This window comes from Microvirga sp. BSC39 (genome assembly GCF_000739015.1).
In the GTDB taxonomy this organism is placed as follows: Bacteria; Pseudomonadota; Alphaproteobacteria; order Rhizobiales; family Beijerinckiaceae; genus Microvirga.
The window spans coordinates 120,545-137,589 of sequence record NZ_JPUG01000064.1; the positions used below are offsets into that span (position 1 = coordinate 120,545).

The 17,045-nt window shown below is 63.7% G+C and carries 18 protein-coding genes; 10 read left to right on the plus strand and 8 right to left on the minus strand.

Features of this window, described 5'->3' with window-relative positions; translation table 11 throughout:
* Positions 1 to 267: 267 nt before the first annotated feature.
* Positions 268 to 1,305: a M23 family metallopeptidase gene (locus MA07_RS14370; protein ID WP_244445253.1), complete on the plus strand. Its 1,038-nt coding sequence runs from the start codon at positions 268 to 270 to the stop codon at positions 1,303 to 1,305.
* A 227-nt stretch (positions 1,306 to 1,532) separates the two neighbouring features.
* Here MA07_RS14370 and MA07_RS14375 read toward each other — a convergent pair whose 3' ends face one another.
* Positions 1,533 to 2,423 carry an ATP-binding protein gene (locus MA07_RS14375; protein ID WP_036351967.1) on the minus strand — a complete coding sequence of 297 codons (891 nt, stop codon included), beginning with the start codon at positions 2,421 to 2,423 and terminating at the stop codon, positions 1,533 to 1,535.
* 242 nt (positions 2,424 to 2,665) lie between these two features.
* Between MA07_RS14375 and yajC the strand changes: the two genes are divergently transcribed.
* The 5 genes from yajC to MA07_RS14400 all read left to right on the plus strand — a co-directional run bounded on the left by yajC (position 2,666) and on the right by MA07_RS14400 (position 6,823).
* Entirely contained in the window at positions 2,666 to 2,944 is a 279-nt protein-coding gene (yajC, locus tag MA07_RS14380; RefSeq protein WP_200879373.1) for a preprotein translocase subunit YajC, read from the plus strand.
* 85 nt (positions 2,945 to 3,029) lie between these two features.
* Positions 3,030 to 4,637 (plus strand): protein translocase subunit SecD, encoded by a 1,608-nt coding sequence (gene secD / locus MA07_RS14385; protein WP_036351971.1) that lies wholly within the window; start codon positions 3,030 to 3,032, stop codon positions 4,635 to 4,637.
* A 12-nt stretch (positions 4,638 to 4,649) separates the two neighbouring features.
* Entirely contained in the window at positions 4,650 to 5,588 is a 939-nt protein-coding gene (secF, locus tag MA07_RS14390) for a protein translocase subunit SecF (RefSeq protein ID WP_036352172.1), read from the plus strand.
* A 4-nt stretch (positions 5,589 to 5,592) separates the two neighbouring features.
* A complete protein-coding gene (locus MA07_RS14395; protein ID WP_036351975.1) occupies positions 5,593 to 5,979 on the plus strand; it encodes an MTH938/NDUFAF3 family protein in 387 nt (128 codons plus the stop codon).
* 1 nt (position 5,980) lies between these two features.
* Positions 5,981 to 6,823, plus strand: coding sequence for a phytoene/squalene synthase family protein (locus MA07_RS14400; RefSeq protein ID WP_036351977.1), 843 nt, complete (start codon positions 5,981 to 5,983; stop codon positions 6,821 to 6,823).
* Between the two features lie 298 nt (positions 6,824 to 7,121).
* Here MA07_RS14400 and trmFO read toward each other — a convergent pair whose 3' ends face one another.
* Positions 7,122 to 8,540 (minus strand): methylenetetrahydrofolate--tRNA-(uracil(54)-C(5))-methyltransferase (FADH(2)-oxidizing) TrmFO, encoded by a 1,419-nt coding sequence (gene trmFO / locus MA07_RS14405; protein ID WP_036352175.1) that lies wholly within the window; start codon positions 8,538 to 8,540, stop codon positions 7,122 to 7,124.
* Positions 8,541 to 8,693: 153 nt separating this feature from the next.
* Positions 8,694 to 9,266 carry a calcium-binding protein gene (locus tag MA07_RS14410; protein ID WP_052003172.1) on the minus strand — a complete coding sequence of 191 codons (573 nt, stop codon included), beginning with the start codon at positions 9,264 to 9,266 and terminating at the stop codon, positions 8,694 to 8,696.
* A 226-nt stretch (positions 9,267 to 9,492) separates the two neighbouring features.
* Between MA07_RS14410 and MA07_RS14415 the strand changes: the two genes are divergently transcribed.
* Positions 9,493 to 10,251, plus strand: coding sequence for a glucose 1-dehydrogenase (locus MA07_RS14415; RefSeq protein ID WP_036351980.1), 759 nt, complete (start codon positions 9,493 to 9,495; stop codon positions 10,249 to 10,251).
* Positions 10,252 to 10,320: 69 nt separating this feature from the next.
* Here the strand turns inward: MA07_RS14415 and MA07_RS28990 are convergent, their stop codons facing one another.
* Positions 10,321 to 10,476 (minus strand): DUF1127 domain-containing protein, encoded by a 156-nt coding sequence (locus MA07_RS28990; protein ID WP_081928967.1) that lies wholly within the window; start codon positions 10,474 to 10,476, stop codon positions 10,321 to 10,323.
* 472 nt (positions 10,477 to 10,948) lie between these two features.
* Here MA07_RS28990 and MA07_RS14420 point away from each other — a divergent pair, with 472 nt between their 5' ends.
* Both MA07_RS14420 and MA07_RS14425 read left to right on the plus strand, forming a co-directional pair.
* A complete protein-coding gene (locus MA07_RS14420; RefSeq protein ID WP_036351982.1) occupies positions 10,949 to 11,767 on the plus strand; it encodes a hypothetical protein in 819 nt (272 codons plus the stop codon).
* Between the two features lie 218 nt (positions 11,768 to 11,985).
* Positions 11,986 to 12,309, plus strand: a complete 324-nt coding sequence (locus MA07_RS14425) for a hypothetical protein (RefSeq protein ID WP_036351986.1) — start codon at positions 11,986 to 11,988, stop codon at positions 12,307 to 12,309.
* A 31-nt stretch (positions 12,310 to 12,340) separates the two neighbouring features.
* Here MA07_RS14425 and MA07_RS14430 read toward each other — a convergent pair whose 3' ends face one another.
* Positions 12,341 to 12,640, minus strand: a complete 300-nt coding sequence (locus MA07_RS14430) for a porin (RefSeq protein WP_036351989.1) — start codon at positions 12,638 to 12,640, stop codon at positions 12,341 to 12,343.
* Positions 12,641 to 12,695: 55 nt separating this feature from the next.
* On the minus strand, positions 12,696 to 13,247 hold the full coding sequence (locus tag MA07_RS14435; RefSeq protein WP_036351993.1) for a DUF2231 domain-containing protein: 552 nt from the start codon (positions 13,245 to 13,247) through the stop codon (positions 12,696 to 12,698).
* Between the two features lie 182 nt (positions 13,248 to 13,429).
* Here MA07_RS14435 and MA07_RS14440 point away from each other — a divergent pair, with 182 nt between their 5' ends.
* Entirely contained in the window at positions 13,430 to 14,569 is a 1,140-nt protein-coding gene (locus MA07_RS14440; RefSeq protein ID WP_160195439.1) for a GGDEF domain-containing protein, read from the plus strand.
* A 6-nt stretch (positions 14,570 to 14,575) separates the two neighbouring features.
* On the opposite strand, the gene MA07_RS14445 is transcribed toward MA07_RS14440, so the two are convergent.
* Positions 14,576 to 15,133 (minus strand): YidB family protein, encoded by a 558-nt coding sequence (locus MA07_RS14445; protein ID WP_036352003.1) that lies wholly within the window; start codon positions 15,131 to 15,133, stop codon positions 14,576 to 14,578.
* A gap of 120 nt (positions 15,134 to 15,253) precedes the next feature.
* Positions 15,254 to 16,990 (minus strand): glycosyl hydrolase family 28-related protein, encoded by a 1,737-nt coding sequence (locus MA07_RS31205; protein ID WP_052003173.1) that lies wholly within the window; start codon positions 16,988 to 16,990, stop codon positions 15,254 to 15,256.
* Between the last annotated feature and the right edge of the window lie 55 nt (positions 16,991 to 17,045).

Sequence of the window (17,045 nt, forward strand, 5' to 3'; positions counted from 1 at the left end):
AAGTGGGGACCGGTTTTCCGCGCTCAACGATGCGCCAGCCTAGAAATGAGCATCGGATCGATCCCAAAAGTGCAAGTCCACTTTTTGGTCCGATGCTCGGCCAAATCGAAATTTTTTCGACAAGGTTACGAGAAAGCGCGCACCATCAACCGTTGCTTAACCTGAACAGGCTTTTAATCGCTCCATCGAGTTGCGTTCGGTTGGGGTTGAGTGATGCGTTTGCGTGTGAGTTCTGGACATTGGGCTGCGGTGTCTCGGATCGCTCTGGTGGCTTTGATCGGGAGTGCCGCTGCGGCATGCAGTACCGACAGTGCGCGGTTCGCGGAGAACCCCTTCTCCAATCCTTTCGCGGCCAGCGAGCGCATGGACTCCGGCGCCTCGGCTCCGTCGCAGCCTCAGGCTTCCCCGTCCTACGCGGCCGCCCCGATGCCGACCGCTTCGGTCCAGGCTCAGTCCCTGCCGCCGGTGCAGGCCCAGCCCCTGTCGCAGCCCACCCGCATCGCCTCGGCTCCTGCGTCCGCTCAGCCGCGCCCCATGCCGGCCGTTCAGACCGCTTCAGCTCAAGCGCCTTCCCAGCCCAAGTTCCGCCTCGTCGACACGTCCAAGGTGCCGGCCGCCACGACTCCCGTCGCTGTCGCCGAGCCCGCCAGGCGTGTTCGCCCCGGCATGACTGCGACGGCGCAGGCCCCAGTCCCCGCCGCTCCGGCGCCTGCCAAGTCGGCTCCGATGCAGGTCGCATCGGCCGTCGATGAGTCTCTGGTCTCGGCTCCCAAGCCGCTCGTCTCCGCGCCGAAGCCGGTCGTGGAGCAGCCCAAGGTGGCGGCTCTCACCCAGCCCGAGCCTGTGAAAACCGTTGCACCTGCGGCTCCCGCACCGGCCCCGCAGCCGGAGGTCGCTAAGGCTCCCGCGCCGGAGCCTGAGGCAACCGCCAGCGTGTCGGGTGACTTCCGTTGGCCCGCCCGCGGCCGCGTCATCGCCGGGTTCGGCGCCAACGGCGGCAACGAGGGCATCAACATCGCAGTCCCCGAGGGAACGCCGGTGAAGGCAACGGAAGCCGGCACCGTGACCTATGCGGGCAGCGAGGTGAAGGGCTATGGCAACCTCGTCCTGATCAAGCACGAGAACGGCTACGTCTCGGCCTACGCCCATAACGGTTCGCTCAATGTGAAGCGCGGCGAGCAGGTGAAGCGCGGACAGGTGATCGCGACCTCCGGCCAGACCGGCAACGTGACCTCGCCGCAGCTGCACTTCGAGATCCGCAAGGGTGCGCAGCCCGTCGATCCGATGAAGTATCTCGGCGGCTGATCGCGAGAAGAGTTTAGGCCGGATCTCATCTTCGAGGTCGGTCGAATGAGGGGACGGTGGGCTCAGCCACCGTCCCTTTTTCATGCGTGGTGACTCCAGTGTCATCCCCGGCGAGCGTCAGCGAGGGAAGGGGATCCACTCACACGCTCAGTGCTATGGATTCCCTTCCCCTCCGCTGCGCTTCGGCCGGGAATGACACGTAGGAAAATGGTCCAGATAGATCTTTTTCAGATCGCTTGCCCCAGGCGTCCTGCCAAGTCCTGAATGAACTGCCAGGCGGTGCGGCCGGAGCGGGCGCCGCGGGTCGTCGCCCATTCAAGCGCCTCCGCGCGGATCGCATCGCGGTCGGCCTGCAGCCCGAGATGGTCGACATAGCCGAAGACCATGTCGAGATATTCGTCCTGGCTGCACTTGTGAAAGCCGAGCCAGAGGCCGAAACGGTCGGAGAGCGAGACCTTCTCCTCGATGGCTTCTCCCGGATTGATGGCGGTCGAGCGTTCGTTCTCCATCATGTCGCGGGGCAGGAGATGGCGGCGGTTGGACGTGGCGTAGAAGATCACGTTGTCGGGACGCCCCTCGATCCCGCCCTCCAGCACCGCCTTGAGCGACTTGTAGGAGGTGTCGTCCGCGTCGAAGGAGAGGTCGTCGCAGAACACGATGAAGCGGTGCGCGTCGGCCCGCAGCAGGCCCATGAGGTCCGGGAGGGTCTCGATGTCCTCCCGGTGGATTTCGATGAGCTTCAGGGGGCGGGCATCGCCGGGCCGGGTGTGGTTGATCTCCGCATGGACCGCTTTGACCAGGGACGACTTGCCCATGCCCCGGGCACCCCAGAGCAGGGCGTTGTTGGCCGGCAGCCCCTTGGCGAAGCGCCCGGTGTTCTCCGCCAGCTGGTCGCGCACCCGGTCGATGCCCCGCAGGAGGCTCATCTCGACCCGGTTCACCTTCGGCACCGGGGAGAGCCTGCGTCCGGCTGCGTGCCAGACGAAAGCGTCCGCAGCCGTCACATCGGCGTGAGCCGTGCTGGCGGGAGCCAGGCGCTCCAGGGTGTCGGCGATGCGCGTCAGAAGCGCCAGGGTCTCGGGAGAATTGAGGTCTGCGGGCATCGGGAACAGGACCATCCAGAGTGGGTGAGGGGATTGCTTAGCGCAGAAAGCGTCAAAGCGTCCATGGAAGGAGCCTTGGGAAAGGCCTCCAACTTCATTGATTTCGTGGAGTCGATGGGTATAGTCCGCCACGCTTTGTATCCCGTCCGGCGCGGGTAGGCTCGAAAAGTGCCTGCCACGCGCCTTTATCCATGGAGAGCCGCTTGTTCATTTCACCTGCCTACGCACAAGGGGCCCCCGCGGGGGGCGGAATGGAGATGATCCTTCAATTCGTCCCGTTCATCCTCATTTTCGTCATCATGTGGTTCCTGATCATCCGGCCCCAGCAGCGCCGGGTGAAGGCTCACCAGGAGATGATCAAGAACGTGCGCCGCGGCGACACCGTCGTCACCTCCGGCGGCATCATCGGCAAGGTGACCAAGGTGACCGAGGACGCGGCCGACATCGAGGTCGAGATTGCCGACGGGGTGAAGGTGAAGGTGGCCCGTGCCATGATTTCCGACGTCCGCTCCAAGAGCGAGCCGGTCAAGGCCTGATGGGACGAAGCCGGCCCTCCGCGAGCGGATGGGCCGGTTCGCCGCAGCGCGCTGCGGCAAAAGAGTGTGAAAGGTTGAGCTGACGATGCTGCGCTTCTCAAGACCGAAGATCATCGCCACGGTGGGGATCATCCTGATCGGCCTGCTCCTGGCGATTCCGAGCATGATGTCCCGCGAGCAGCGTCAGGCCTACCTGAATGCCATTCCGAGCTGGGTGCCGTCCTGGCTCGTTCCGACCCGCGCCATCGTGCTGGGCCTCGACCTGCAGGGCGGATCCCACGTTCTGCTCGAGGTCGATGCCCAGGACCTGATGCGCACGCAGGTCACGACCCTGCGCGACGACGTCCGCCGCATCCTGCGCGACACCCGCGTCTCGTCCCAGAACGGCATTCAGACGGTTCAGCGCGGCGTGCAGATCCGCGTGCCGGAGGCCGCCGACCGCGACCGTCTCCTGCCGCGCCTGCGCGAGCTGTCGCAGCCGACCGGCAATGCCATGCTGGGCCAGACAGGCGGCAATTCCATCGAGATCAACACGACTCCGGACGGCGTGATCACGCTGACCTATACGGAGGTCGGCACCAACGAGCGCGTGCGCCGCGCCGTCGACCAGTCCATCGAGGTCATCCGCCGCCGCGTGGATTCCACCGGCACTACCGAGCCCAGCATCCAGCGCCAGGGCGCCGACCGCGTGCTCGTCCAGGTTCCAGGTCTTCAGGATCCGCAGCAGCTGAAGGCGCTGCTCGGCGAGACCGGCAACCTCGAGTTCCGCCTGCTTGCTCAGCAGGGCGCGACCGATGTGGATATGCTGCCGATGGAGGATGCCGGCGGCCAGCGCGTTCCGGTCGAGCGCCGGATTATTGCCGAGGGCGGCGATCTGACCGATGCCCAGCCGGCCTTCGATACGCAGACCAACCAGCCCATCGTCAATTTCCGCTTCAACATCCGCGGCGCGCAGCGTTTCGGACAGGCGACGACGGAGAACCTCGGGCGTCAGCTCGCCATCGTTCTCGACAATCGAGTGATCTCGGCACCGACGATCCAGTCGCCCATCACCGGAGGTTCGGGCCAGATCTCCGGCAGCTTCACGGTCGAGCAGGTGAACAATCTTGCCGTGCTGCTCCGCTCCGGCGCGCTGCCGGCGAAGCTGACCATCGTCGAGGAGCGCACCGTCGGCCCGGGCCTCGGACGCGACTCCATCGAGGCCGGCAAGATGGCCACCTATGTGGCGGCCATCTTCGTGGTCATCTTCATGTTCGCCACCTATGGCCTCTTCGGTCTCTTCGCCAACATCGCGCTTCTCGTCCATGTGGGCCTCATCTTCGGCCTCATGTCCGTGCTCGAAGCCACGCTGACCCTGCCGGGCATCGCCGGCATCGTGCTCACCATCGGCACGGCGGTCGATTCCAACGTGCTGATCTACGAGCGCATCCGCGAGGAGGTGCGAGCCGGCCGGTCCATTGTTTCGGGCATTCAGGCGGGTTTCGACCGGGCTTTTGCCACCATCGTGGACTCCAACAGCACCATGGCCATCGCGGCGGTGATCCTGTTCTTCCTCGGCTCCGGCCCCGTGCGCGGCTTCGCTGTCGTGTTCATCCTCGGCATCCTGACGACGGTTCTCACCGCCGTGACCCTGACGCGCATGATGATCGCGCTCTGGTATCACTGGATGCGTCCCAAAGCTCTTCCGTTTTAAGGAGTGCGTATCGTGCGCCTCGTTCGCCTCTGGCCCGAAAACTCCCATTTCGACTTCATGCGCTTCAGGCGCTACTCGTTCCCGCTGTCGGCCGTCATCTCCATCCTGACGGCGGTGATGCTCCTGGCCGGCGGCCTCAACTTCGGCATCGACTTCCAGGGCGGCACGCTCATGGAAATTCAGGCCAGGTCCGGCCGGGCCGATGTGGGCCAGATCCGGCAGACCGCCCAAAGCTTCGGCTTCGGCGACGTCGAGGTGCAGGAGTTCGGCACGGCCGGCGAAGTCTCGCTGCGCTTCCCCATCCAGGAGGGCGGCGAAGCCGCGCAGGCCGCCGTGGTGCAGAAGGCGCGCGACACGTTCAGCGCCGAGTACGACTTCCGCCGCGTCGAGACCGTGGGCCCGCGCGTCTCGGGCGAACTCGTGCAATCCGGCACCATCGGCGTCGTGCTCTCGGTCATCGCGGTGCTGTTCTATCTCTGGTTCCGCTTCGAGCGGGAGCTGGCGATGGCGTCCATTCTCGGCACGCTCCACGACATCGTGCTCACCATCGGGTTCTTCGTGATCACCGGCCACGAGTTCAACATGACCTCGATCGCCGCGATCCTGACCATCGTGGGCTACTCGCTCAACGAAACCGTGGTGGTGTTCGACCGAACCCGCGAGCTGATGCGCCGCTACAAGACGATGCCCGCCGAGGAACTGCTGAACCTGTCGATCAACAACACCATGTCCCGCACGATCATGACGGCGACCACGACCGCCCTTTCGCTGCTGGCGCTGGTGCTGTTCGGCGGCCAGGCGATCCAGGGCTTCGCCCAGGTCATGCTCTACGGCGTCGTCATCTGTACGTATTCGGCCATCTGCATCTCGTCTCCCATGCTGATCTATATCGGTCTGCGCGGATCGGAGACCGTGAAGGTTCCGGAGGGCAGGGCCGCCGCCGCGGAGTAGGATCATGAGCTCTGGCCGCGTTTACGATGGTTTTCTGCCGGGCCGCTATCAGTTCGATGCCTATGGCAATGGCGGCTTCCGCTTCGCGGACATGTCCCATCGCGGCTCTCTGCTCGCGCTGCCGTCAGGAGTCAGGGCTTGGCCGGTCGCCTCCATGGCCGACCTGACCGACGAGGTGCTCGATCCGATCTTCGCCGAGGGCGATGCGCTCGACCTCCTGCTGTTCGGCACAGGCCTCGACATCGCAGCACTTCCCACTGCGTTCCGGGCGCGGTTTCGCGAAGCGGGGATCGGGATCGACGTGATGCAGACCGGCGCTGCGGCGCGCACCTACAATGTCCTGCTCGCCGAGAACCGCAAGGTTGGCGCCGCGCTGATCGCCGTCGCTTGAGATGGCGGGAGCGATCTCCAACTTCGCCCATTGCGAGGCGCTCGTGCGCGAGGCCGATCCGGATCGCTACTGGGCGAGCCTCTTCGCGCCCGCCGAGAAGCGCCCGCATCTCTACGCGCTCTATGCCTTCAATTTCGAGATCGCCCGTGTCCGCGAGGCGGTGCGCGAGGCGCTCGTCGGCGAGATCCGCCTGCAATGGTGGCGCGATGCCCTGCAGGGCGAAGCGCGGGGCGATGTGCGGTCCAATCCCGTGGCGGCTGCGCTCGACGACACCATCGTCCAGTTCCGCCTGCCGCGCCAGTCGCTGGTCGACCTGATCGATGCGAGGATCTTCGATCTCTACGAGGATCCGATGCCGAGCCTCAACGACCTGGAAGGCTATTGCGGCGAGACCTCCTCCAGCCTGATCCAGCTCTCGAGCCTCATCCTCTCCGACGGCACGAATCCCGGCACCGCCGATGCGGCCGGACATGCCGGCGTGGCCTATGCCATCGCAGGCTTGCTGCGCGCCTTCCCGATCCATGCGCGCCAAGGCCAGGTGTACGTGCCGGCGGATATCCTGACGAAGCACGGCGTCGTGCGGGAGGACATCGTCACGGGGCGCGGCGGACCTGGGCTCAAGGGTGCGCTCGCCGATCTGCGCGCCGTCGCCCGCAGGCATCTCGAGCAGGCGCGGGCGCTGCGCACCACGATCCCGAACGCCGCCAAGCCGGCCTTCCAGCCGGTTGCGCTGGTGGAGCCTTATCTCAGGGCCATGGATCGGCGGGACTACGATCCGTTCCATACGGTGGTGGAAGTGCCGCAATGGCGGCGGATCTGGTCGCTCTGGCGTGGGCCGTTTTAGAAGTCGCCACTCTCCATTGTCATCCCGGACGAAGCGCAGCGAAGATCCGGGATCGTTGGACCATTGTAGCAATGTCATTCCGGGGCCGCGCAGCGGAGCCCGACCCGAAGGGCCGCGCCGAAGGCGTGGAAATCCATAACCACTGACGATGCAGAAAGAGTGCGACGCTGACCGCCTCTTCTTCAGACCCCGTGCTTATGGATCCCCCCCTTCGCGGGGATGACAGCGTTGAGCTTCCCGCTCCAGGTCCTGCTCGCGATCCCGGATCGGCTCCACCGTCCGCGATGACGGTGTGTGACTACTCCGCAGCCTGAGGCAGCGCACCGCCCGATAGCCATACCGCCAGATCAGCCCGCGCCCGGTCGGTCAGTGCCTTCTTCCGGGCAACCGCCTTGGCCGGCCCGCGCAGGCGCTTGCCGTCTTCGGCCTTCGGAGCCTGGGCCAGCGGCGGGAAGAGGCCGAAGTTGACGTTCATCGGCTGGAAGGAACGCGGCCCCTCGTCGATGGTCTCGATATGCCCGCCGGTGATGTGGTTGATGAGCGCGCCCAGCGCCGTGGTGTGGGGCAGAGGCTCGATCGGGCGGCCCAGGCGCTCGGCCGCGGCAAAGCGGCCGGTCATCAGGCCCACCGCCGCGCTCTCCACATAGCCCTCGCAGCCGGTGATCTGGCCGGCAAAGCGCAGGCGCGGCATCGCCTTCAGGCGAAGCGTCGGGTCGAGGAGCTTGGGCGAGTTGAGATAGGTGTTGCGGTGAATGCCGCCGAGGCGGGCGAACTCGGCATTCTCAAGGCCCGGGATCATGCGCAGGATCGCGCTCTGGGCGCCGTATTTCAGCTTGGTCTGGAAACCCACCATGTTGAACAGGGTGCCGAGCGCATTGTCCTGACGCAGCTGCACGATGGCGTAGGGTTTCTTGTCGGGATTGCCCGGATCGGTAAGGCCGACCGGCTTCATCGGTCCATGGCGCAGGGTCTCCCGGCCGCGCTCGGCCATCACCTCGATGGGCAGGCAGCCGTCGAAATAGGGGGTGTTGGCCTCCCATTCCTTGAACTCGGTCTTGTCGCCGGCAATCAGCGCATCGATGAAGGCCTCGTACTGCTCCCGGGTCATGGGGCAGTTGATGTAGTCCTTGCCCGTGCCGCCGGGCCCGACCTTGTCGTAGCGCGACTGGAACCAGGCGATGTCCATGTTGATGGACTCGCGGTAGACGATGGGCGCGATGGCGTCGAAGAAGGCCAGCGACGTCTCGCCCGTGAGATCGAGGATTGCCTGCGCCAAGGCCGGCGAGGTGAGGGGGCCGGTGGCAACGATCACCGAGGACCAATCCTCCGGCGGCAGGCCTGCGATCTCGCCCCGCTCGATGGTGATGAGGGGATGAGCCTCCAGGGCTGCCGTCACGGCCGCCGAGAAGCCGTCGCGGTCGACAGCCAGCGCACCGCCGGCGGGCACCTGGTTGGCGTCGCCCTTGGCCATGATGAGAGAGCCGAGGGAGCGCATCTCCTGATGCAGCAGGCCGACCGCATTCGTCTCGGGGTCGTCCGAGCGGAACGAGTTCGAGCAGACGAGCTCGGCGAGGCCGTCGGTCTTGTGCGCATCGGTGCCGCGAACGGGGCGCATCTCATGTAGCACGACCGGAACGCCGGCCTGGGCGATCTGCCAGGCCGCTTCCGAACCGGCGAGGCCGCCGCCGATGACGTGGATGGGGTCGAGTTTGCTCATGCGCCTGAAGTAGCGAGCGGCGATGGGGCAATCAACCATAATCTCAAAGGGAAAAAGGCCCTGACTCTGAGGCCGAATGCCACGAGAGGGCACGACCGCCCGGCGATCATGCCCTCCCGACAATCCTCTCATGCGAGGGTCAGAGTGTTCGCCTTACAAGATCAGGAAGCAATCGGCCGACAGAGCCGTGCCCGCCTTGAACTGCGCGAACTGGATTGCGGCGCCGGCGCCGTTGCCGTCCGCGTCGTAATACAGGGCGCCTGTCGCTTTGTCGTAGACGAGGCGATCGTCCGCATCCTTAGCGCTCTTGCCGATCCAGAAATTCGAGGCGGCAAGCGGGCCGCTGTCCCTGGCGTCTGGGTCGACGGGTTGCTTCGGTGAAACCTCAAGGTCCTCGAACACATAGGCGTTCAGGATGATCTTCTCGCCGATCTTGCTCCTGAAGTCGGTCACCCGGTCGATGCTCTTGCCCAGGTCTCCACCGAGCCCGAACGTATCCACGCCGGATCCGCCCGTTAGAACGTCGTTCCCAGCGCCGCCGCTGATAAGATCGTTTCCGGCGCCGCCGTTCAGAGTGTCATCGCCGCCGCCGCCGCCCAGATGATCATCGGCCCTGGTTCCCAAGATCCTGTCGTCGGCGGAATCGGCCTTGAAGATCAACCCGTCACCAACGAACTTCAGTCCGAACGGTGAATAGCCCTTGGTGCTGATTTTCTTGTAAGCCATTGTCGTCTCCATTGAATATTGCTGTTGTTGCCCTCGCCGTGGAACATCCTTTTAACCGCGAGGATCGCAGCGAAATAACGTTGCAAATAGACGCTTCAATGGACTGGGTCGGGCAAAGCTTGGCCATGCACAGGCCGGTGGTTTAGGCTGTGCGAAATGTTACATAACGGCCCAGCTGACGATCCGGGAGGGCAGTCAGCTCCGGTTCTTCAGGAGGACATCCAATATGCCAGTTCAGCGCCCGGTCGTTCTTGTTACCGGCGGAAGCCGCGGCATAGGGGCTGCGGTGGCGCGGCTCGCGGCCGAGCGCGGCTATGATGTCGCCATCACCTTCCGCTCGGAACGCGAGGCTGCCGAGCAGGTTCTTGCCGCCTGCCACAATGCCGGCGCGAAAGCTGTGGCCTGCCAGGGCGACGTCTCCGTCGAAGCCGACGTGGTCCGCCTGTTCGAAGAGACCGAGGCGGCTCTGGGGCCGATCTCGCATGTGGTCAACAACGCAGGGATTACCGGCAAGTCCAGCAAGCTGGCACAGAGCTCCGCCGAAACGATCCGGGCCTGCATCGACATCAATGTCCTGGGTGCCCTGTGGGTGGCCCGCGAGGCCGCTCGCCGGCTGCCGACGAGCCCCGATGACGGTGCAAGGACCATCGTCAACATCTCGTCGGTCGCAGCCTCCCTCGGCAGTCCGAACGAGTATGTTTGGTATGCAGCCTCGAAGGGTGCCATCGACTCGCTGACGATCGGGATGGCCAAGGAGCTGGCCCCGGAAGGCATCCGGGTCAATGCGGTTTCCCCCGGCATGACCAAAACGGAGATCCATGAGCGCAGCACCCAGGATGCCGGGCGCCTGGAGCGGCTGAGGCCGAATATTCCGCTCGGCCGGATCGGCGAGCCGGAGGAGGTTGCCGAAGCGGTGCTGTTTCTAATGTCGGATGCCGCGGCCTACATCACGGGCGCCAACGTGCCGGTTTCCGGCGGCCGCTGAAGGTCTCCAGACAAGCGAACGCCCGCCAAAAGGGCGGGCGAGGGCCTTATGCTGCAATGCAGCAGAAATTTACGCGGCAGCGTGCTCGCGAGCGATGTTCTCGATCTGGAAGCGGGAGATGCCGAGATCGTCGAGCTCGCGGTCGGAGAGGAGCGAAAGCTCGCGGACCGTTTCGCGATAACGCATATAAGAGCGGACTTTAGAAAGAATGTAAGACACGAACATGGAAAACTCCTCATCAGTGACCGACCCCTGTGGCCGGTGGCTTTTGTTCTTGCGTGTGCAGTGGGGATATAAGTGTGTGCAGTGCCGAAGAGGAGCGGTAATAATGTAGGGCTGTTATGCTTTAGTAGCATAACGAGCTAACGACAGGTTAACCGGAGCGCTCATCAGACATGGCTCCTTCCGGTCAGGCCGTGTGCCCGGCGTGTTTTCCCGCGGCAACCCGAAACATGGCCGTGTTGACGACCGACAAGCAAAGGCCGCGCGCCTGGCCCTCTGCGCTCTTCGGGAGTGGTTGCCCTCTAAACTCAGGATCCGATGCTTCCATAAGCATAGATGCGCCTCTGTGGCATTTTGAACAAATGTTCATGTTGCTGCATGACTTCACGGATATCCGGAGTTACTTCCGGGTCGTTGGAACAGTCTCCAAAGGTCTGCGTTCACCCCGCACCTTTACAGTAATGGAGATGGTTCCGTGAAGAAAATCGCCCTTGGAGCCGCCCTTCTCTTGTTGAGCAGCGCGGCCTATGCCCAGACATCGACCCAGACCAACACGAGCACGAGCACGACCTCCCAGTCGCAATCTTCGGACTCGAACAATCTCCTGCGTAACCAGTCCGGGACCAGCAACCGCACCGAGACCACCGGCGCGACCCGCAGCGAAACCTCGGGGCAGACCAGCGTCCGCACCCGCGAGGAGGGCAGCACCCGTGTCGGCGTCGGCATCGAGACCCGCGAGCGGTCCGGTGTATCCGTTCGCTCCCGCACGGTGCGCGAAGTCGAGGAGCCGAGCGTCTCCGTCACTCGCCGCCGCAGCGTGACCACCATCGAGGAGCCGGATACCGAGGTGCGCCGCACGGTGGTCAAGAAGAAGCCCACCAAGAAGGTCGCGGTAAAGAAGACGAAGAAGTCCAACAAGGTCGTTATGAAGAAGCGCCGCTATCAGGTCGTGGACGAGCCGGTGGAGGTCCGTCGCCGGACCGTGCGCCGCTACGAGGAAGTCAACGAGCCCAGCGTTTCCGTCAACCGCCGCACGACGATCCGCCGGACTCAGGACACCTCGCCGAGCGTCGGCGTGTCCGTGGAGCAGCGTCGTTCCAATGACGTGAACGTTTCTACCAGCCGGACCCGTTCGAGCGCTCCGGAGACGACCGGCACCGTCTCGACCCGCAGCCGCACCGACGTGAACAGCAACTCGGGCAGCAATACGTCTGGTTCGAGCACCAACTCCACGACCATCCGTCCGCAGCAGGGCGGTTCCTCGTCGGGGAGCAGCACCAGCACCAGCGAGTAAGTTGGTCGCCAGGGTTTGAGAAAGAGGGCCGAACTGACGGCCCTCTTTTGCTGTTCCTCCGTGATTTCGAAAGAAGAGATTAAGAGCATATGTGGCAAATGAGAAGATAAATGCTGCAATCTTGATGATTGAGCTAATCCAGTCTTCTGCCGAATTACGATTTTTGGAACCGTTCTCCCAGACAAAATTTATATACGAAACTGTTCTGGAGTAGATCTATGAAGAAAGTTCTTGTTGTCATCAGCGCAGCCCTTCTGGCCGCGACGTCTTTCGCCAGTGCCGCCGATGCCCGCCCTGGAAAGGGTAAGGGCCATGCTTATGGGCACCAGAAGAACCACAAGGCTCAGCGTTATGTCGTGCAGCGGCGCAACAATAACAACGCTGCCATTGCAGCCGGCGTGACGGGTGCCATCCTCGGCGGCGCCCTTGCTGCGACGGCCCGCCCGGCCTATCGGACCTATGAGCGGCCCGCCTACAGGACTTACGAGGCCCCGAGGCGGACATACTATCGTGAAGAATACTACGACAGCTACGACTACTGACCCGTCGACATAAGGGCGCCCTCGGGCGCCCTTATTCTTTGCCGCTGTCGCGGCGCAGGTTTCCAACGGCGATAACGGCCCGGAAGGGGCCGTATTCCGTCTGTTTCCTCACATCGATCTGCACGCGCCCGCCAGACTGGGTCCTGAACGAGTCCGATGCGCGCAGACGCCCTGAACCGGCAACGGCATCGGCCCGGACAGTGCCGCTGATCCGGACGCAGGTATCCGAGGCCTGAAGCATGGCAAAGCCGGGAGGGCAGGGGGAAGCAGCCTGCGCTTGGCTCGCGAGTGCCAGTCCAATCAGCGCAAGAGTGGTCGAAGAGTGCTTCATGAAGCGGAGCTTAGCGGCTCCGCCTCGCGAGGCAAGCGATCAGTACGGGTATTCCTCAGAGCCCGCCCGACCCGCTCCGGCGGCCGTACTGCTCCGCCACGTCAGGGCGGTCGACCTCCACGTGGAACTGCTCGGCCTTGGGGCTGTAATCCTGAATGGCGCCGATGCCATAGCGGTAGGCCATCTCACCGCCGAGCCAGCCGCTGAACAGCAGCAGGGCGGTCTGAATGCCGGACAGCCACACGCCCCAGCCCTGAACTCCGGCCGCCGGATCGTCCAGGCGCACGCCCACATTGATGAGGGCAATGGCAACGACGACCAGATTGGCGACCATGTGGGCCCATGAGACCCACACATTGCGGACCCGGTCGATGGTGACGAAATCGATCATGCCGGGAACCGCAGCCACGAGGGCGGTGACGATGCCGGCAATGAGCAGCCAATAGGAAGCCTGAGCCCAGAACAGGTCCTGCGTTGCCAGGAAGACGATGTCCGTTCCCAGGGCGCCAATCAGGAAGGCGACCGGAAAAACGATGAGCATGTGGTGAAGCGGATGTCCGGCAATAGCCGCCGTGCTCTGCACCCCATGACGATGATACCGACCCATGACACTGCTCCTCATGCTTAGCTTGAGGTAAAAATGCTCCGGCCAAGCCTTCGTTCCGATCTCAAGCCGATCCGCCGCACGAGATGGCGCTGGACATCCGGGTGGCGATGGGAGATAGCGTGCCCGCGTTCCGCAGGGGAATGACCTGCGGAGGTCATACCTGCGGCGGTCTGATCGAACGGATGACGACAATCCCGATGGTTCTTGATCCTGCCACCCTCACCGTCGCATTTGTTCTCCTGTCGGCCGTGCTTGGGACGTTGCTGATATTCTCGTGGACCCTGAACCGTCGACTCAATGCCATGGCATGGTGGGGAAGTGCCTTCTGGCTGATCGGGATCGGGATCGGAGCGGCCAACCTCGGCAAGGCTCCCCCAAGTTATACGGTTCTTCTGCTGGCGAACGGCTCTGGGATACTGTCCTACGGGGCTCTTTATGTCGGTTGCCGCATCTTCAACGACCGCCCTGGCATCATCCTTCCGGGTGGACTTGGGGTTGCCATATGGGCGGCAGCCTTTCCCTTCATCTACGACTCGCAGGGCTACAGGCTGATCCTGGCCTCCCTCCTGACGGGAGGTTACGCGGCATTGTCCGCCTGGGAGTTGTGGCGCCACGCCGTGCAGGCGCTCGCGTCTCAGCGCGTGGCGGTGGTGCTCCTGTCAGGTCTTGCCGTCTTCAACCTCCTGCGTGGGTCGCTCGGCATCTCACTGACCTCCGTACCCTGGATCGACAGCTTCGGCCGGCGCTGGTCGCCGGAGATGGCGCTGTTCCTGGTGGTGATCGGTCCGACGCTCGCATTCATGTTCCTGTCCATGGCCAAGGAGCGCCTGAAGTTCGAGTACAAGCAGGCGGCTCTCGTCGACGATCTGACGGGAATTCCCAACCGCCGTGCCTTCCTTCAGGCCGCGTCCAAACTTTTGGATCGGCTGAATGGTCGCCCAGCTAGCTGCCTCTTGTTCGACCTCGACAACTTCAAGGCGATCAACGACCGTTTTGGACATGCTGCCGGTGACCACATCCTGAGCATTTTCGGGCGCATCCTGACCGAAAAACTGCCGAAGGGGAGCTTCGGCAGGCTGGGCGGAGAGGAGTTCGCCGCCATTCTTCCGGTCGATGCTCGTGACGCCGCTGCGGTCGCCGAGACGATCCGGCATGCCTTTTCCGTCACGGGCAAGGCGGCTCTGGGGGGCGATGAGGACGTCACCGTGAGCATCGGGTGCGCGACCATTCCCCAGGCGAGGACCGAGGATCTGCTCCGACGGGCCGATCATGCCCTCTACCGCGCGAAGGAAAGCGGCCGCAACATCGTCGTGGCCGCCTGAGCCCCGTTAATAGCGGTCCAGCTCATGCTCCTGCGGCAGACGTCCGTGCGGCGTCAGCTGGTCGACGACGCCCGGCAACACATGGGACAGTTCCGAGAGGAGATCCTGCTGGGGCATGCCGGTGTGCTGAGACAGCTCGTCGACGGTATCCGGTCCGAGTGCGTCCGCGAGCTGGTTGGGGGCAATCGATCGATTCTCGCCGGTGCCGACCCAGGAGTCGGCGATGTCACCGTGGCCGGAGCGGTTGAAGCTGTCGAGAAGCCCCCCGAGTCCCCCAGCCAGCATACCGCCATTGAGGCCGCCGCCGGAGCCCCCGAGCAGCCCTCCCAGGCCGCCGCCCGATCCGCCGCCCAGCATCCCTCCGAGCCCGCCGCCGCCAAGGAGATCACCAAGACCGCCACCGGACGAGCCGCGGCCGCCCATGGCCCTCTGCGCCAGCAGGGCCATGACGGCCATCATGATGGGCGACATGCCACCGCGGCTCGACTGGCCGCCGATCCCGCCGCCGAGGCTGCCGCCGCGTCCCCCAAGAACATTGCCGAGTACCTGATCAAGTAGACCCATTTGAGCGCTCCATATTTCCAAGAAGGCTCAACGGGAGGGGGACCTGAGGGTTTCAGCTTGAGCATGAAGGAGAGGGGCTATCTCCTCCTGCGGTTCCTTCGAAAGACCGCCGCCTGTCGGTCAGACGATGAAGAACTCGTTGTGGGTCAGAGCGAGTCCCTTCTTGAATTTGGCGAACTCCACGGGCTTTGCAGATCCGGAGCCGTCTGAGTCGTAAGACAGGATGCCGGTCTTCTTGTTGTAGTTGATGTAGTCGTCCGCGTCCTTGGGCCTGTTGCCTGCGTTGAAGAAGTCGACGTCGAGCTTCTGCGGCTTGCTGGCGCTGCCGGGGCCGAGCTTTCGGAAGATGGCGTTGTCGAGCCAGATCGAGTCGTCCTTCGCTCTATATTGGGCTACGGTGTCGAAATTGACCTTTCGATCAGTGGTCGATGTTCCGAGCCGGGTGTTGAACACGAAAACGTCGCGTCCTGCATCGCCGAACAGGGTGTCGTTCCCGCGCCCGCCATACAGGCGATCGTTTCCGTTGCCGCCGAAGATCCAGTCTCGTCCATCGTCGCCATAGAGCCGGTCGTGGCCTCCATCACCCAAGACGTAATCGTTCCCGCCCATTCCCCGGATCGTGTCGTTGCCGGACCGCCCGCTCAGGTCTTCGTCAAATGAGGTGCCGCGGAATACATTGGGTCCGGCCGTGCCGATCCATTTCTGGACCAGGGTGAAGATCGCTCCCGAGTCCATTCCGGAGATGGTGTTGCCGAAAAGAGAGATATAAGTCGGGCCGCCGGCAGTGTTCGTCCGCTCCTCCCGGATGCCGTAGCGGGCATCGATGGCGCCGTCGGAATAGATCGTGTTGTTGAGGATCTGGGTGTTCACCGAGTAATAGGTTTGCCCCGTGGTCGCATCCACCCGCATGCGGATGCTGACCTCGTCGAACTGGTTGTCGCCGCCCTGGGCGTTGTTGAAGATGCGGCTGTTCTGCACGACGCTGTCGGTGGAGCCCTCGATCCGCACGCCGTTGCTCAAGTTCCCATAGATCGTGGCGCCGTTGATGGTGACGTTATCGGCCATGTTGAGAAGGATGCCTTCCTTCTGATTGCCGTAGTATTGGCCGCCGACGATTTGGATGTCGCTGGGCCACGGTATGTTCTCCGATCCCCGCTGCACCACCACGCCGGTGGAGCCGTTGCCATAGGCGATGTTGTTCTGGAGCAGCAGCCCGGTGGTCGTCGTCGTGACGTTGAAGCCGTGTCGGTCGTTGTTGTAGGCGATGTTGTTCCGGTAGATGCCGTTGACGATGTAGTCAGCCACGAAACCGTCCAGCCCGTTGCCATGGGACACGCTGTTCTCGATGATCAGGCGCAGGGTCTGCTCATGGGGGTCGAAGCCATAGCCCGAGCAATCCAGGATCTCCACGCGGGACACATGGATGTCCCTGTCCTGCTCGGTGCTTCCGGGCCTCACGCCCGTATAGAAGCCGTCGATCTTGCCGGTCGTGGCATCGCGATTGCCGTCGATCGAGAGATCGAAGATCCCGACGTCGTAGGTGACTTTGTTGAAGGGAGTGCGCACCACGCCGGTGATGTCGCCGGCCCATCCGTCGGCCACCTTGAGGATCGTCCGGCCCATGCCGGCGCCCTGAAGCGCCGTGCCGCTGAGCATGGAGACGGCGCCATCGCTCTTATCGCCGCTTCCTTTGACGAGCAGAGTCCCAGTGGGCAGGATGACGGTAACCCGGCCTGCGGACGGGTTCTTGAGATATTCCGCATGCGCAGCTTTCACGGCTGCATTGATTGCGGCGGTATCATCAATGCTATCGTTGCCGTTGGCGCCGAAATTCGAGGCGTTGATGACAGGAGCCATGCTGAACATCCTTAATCAGAAACAGGAGCCGGCATGCTTAAATGCGTTTGGCACA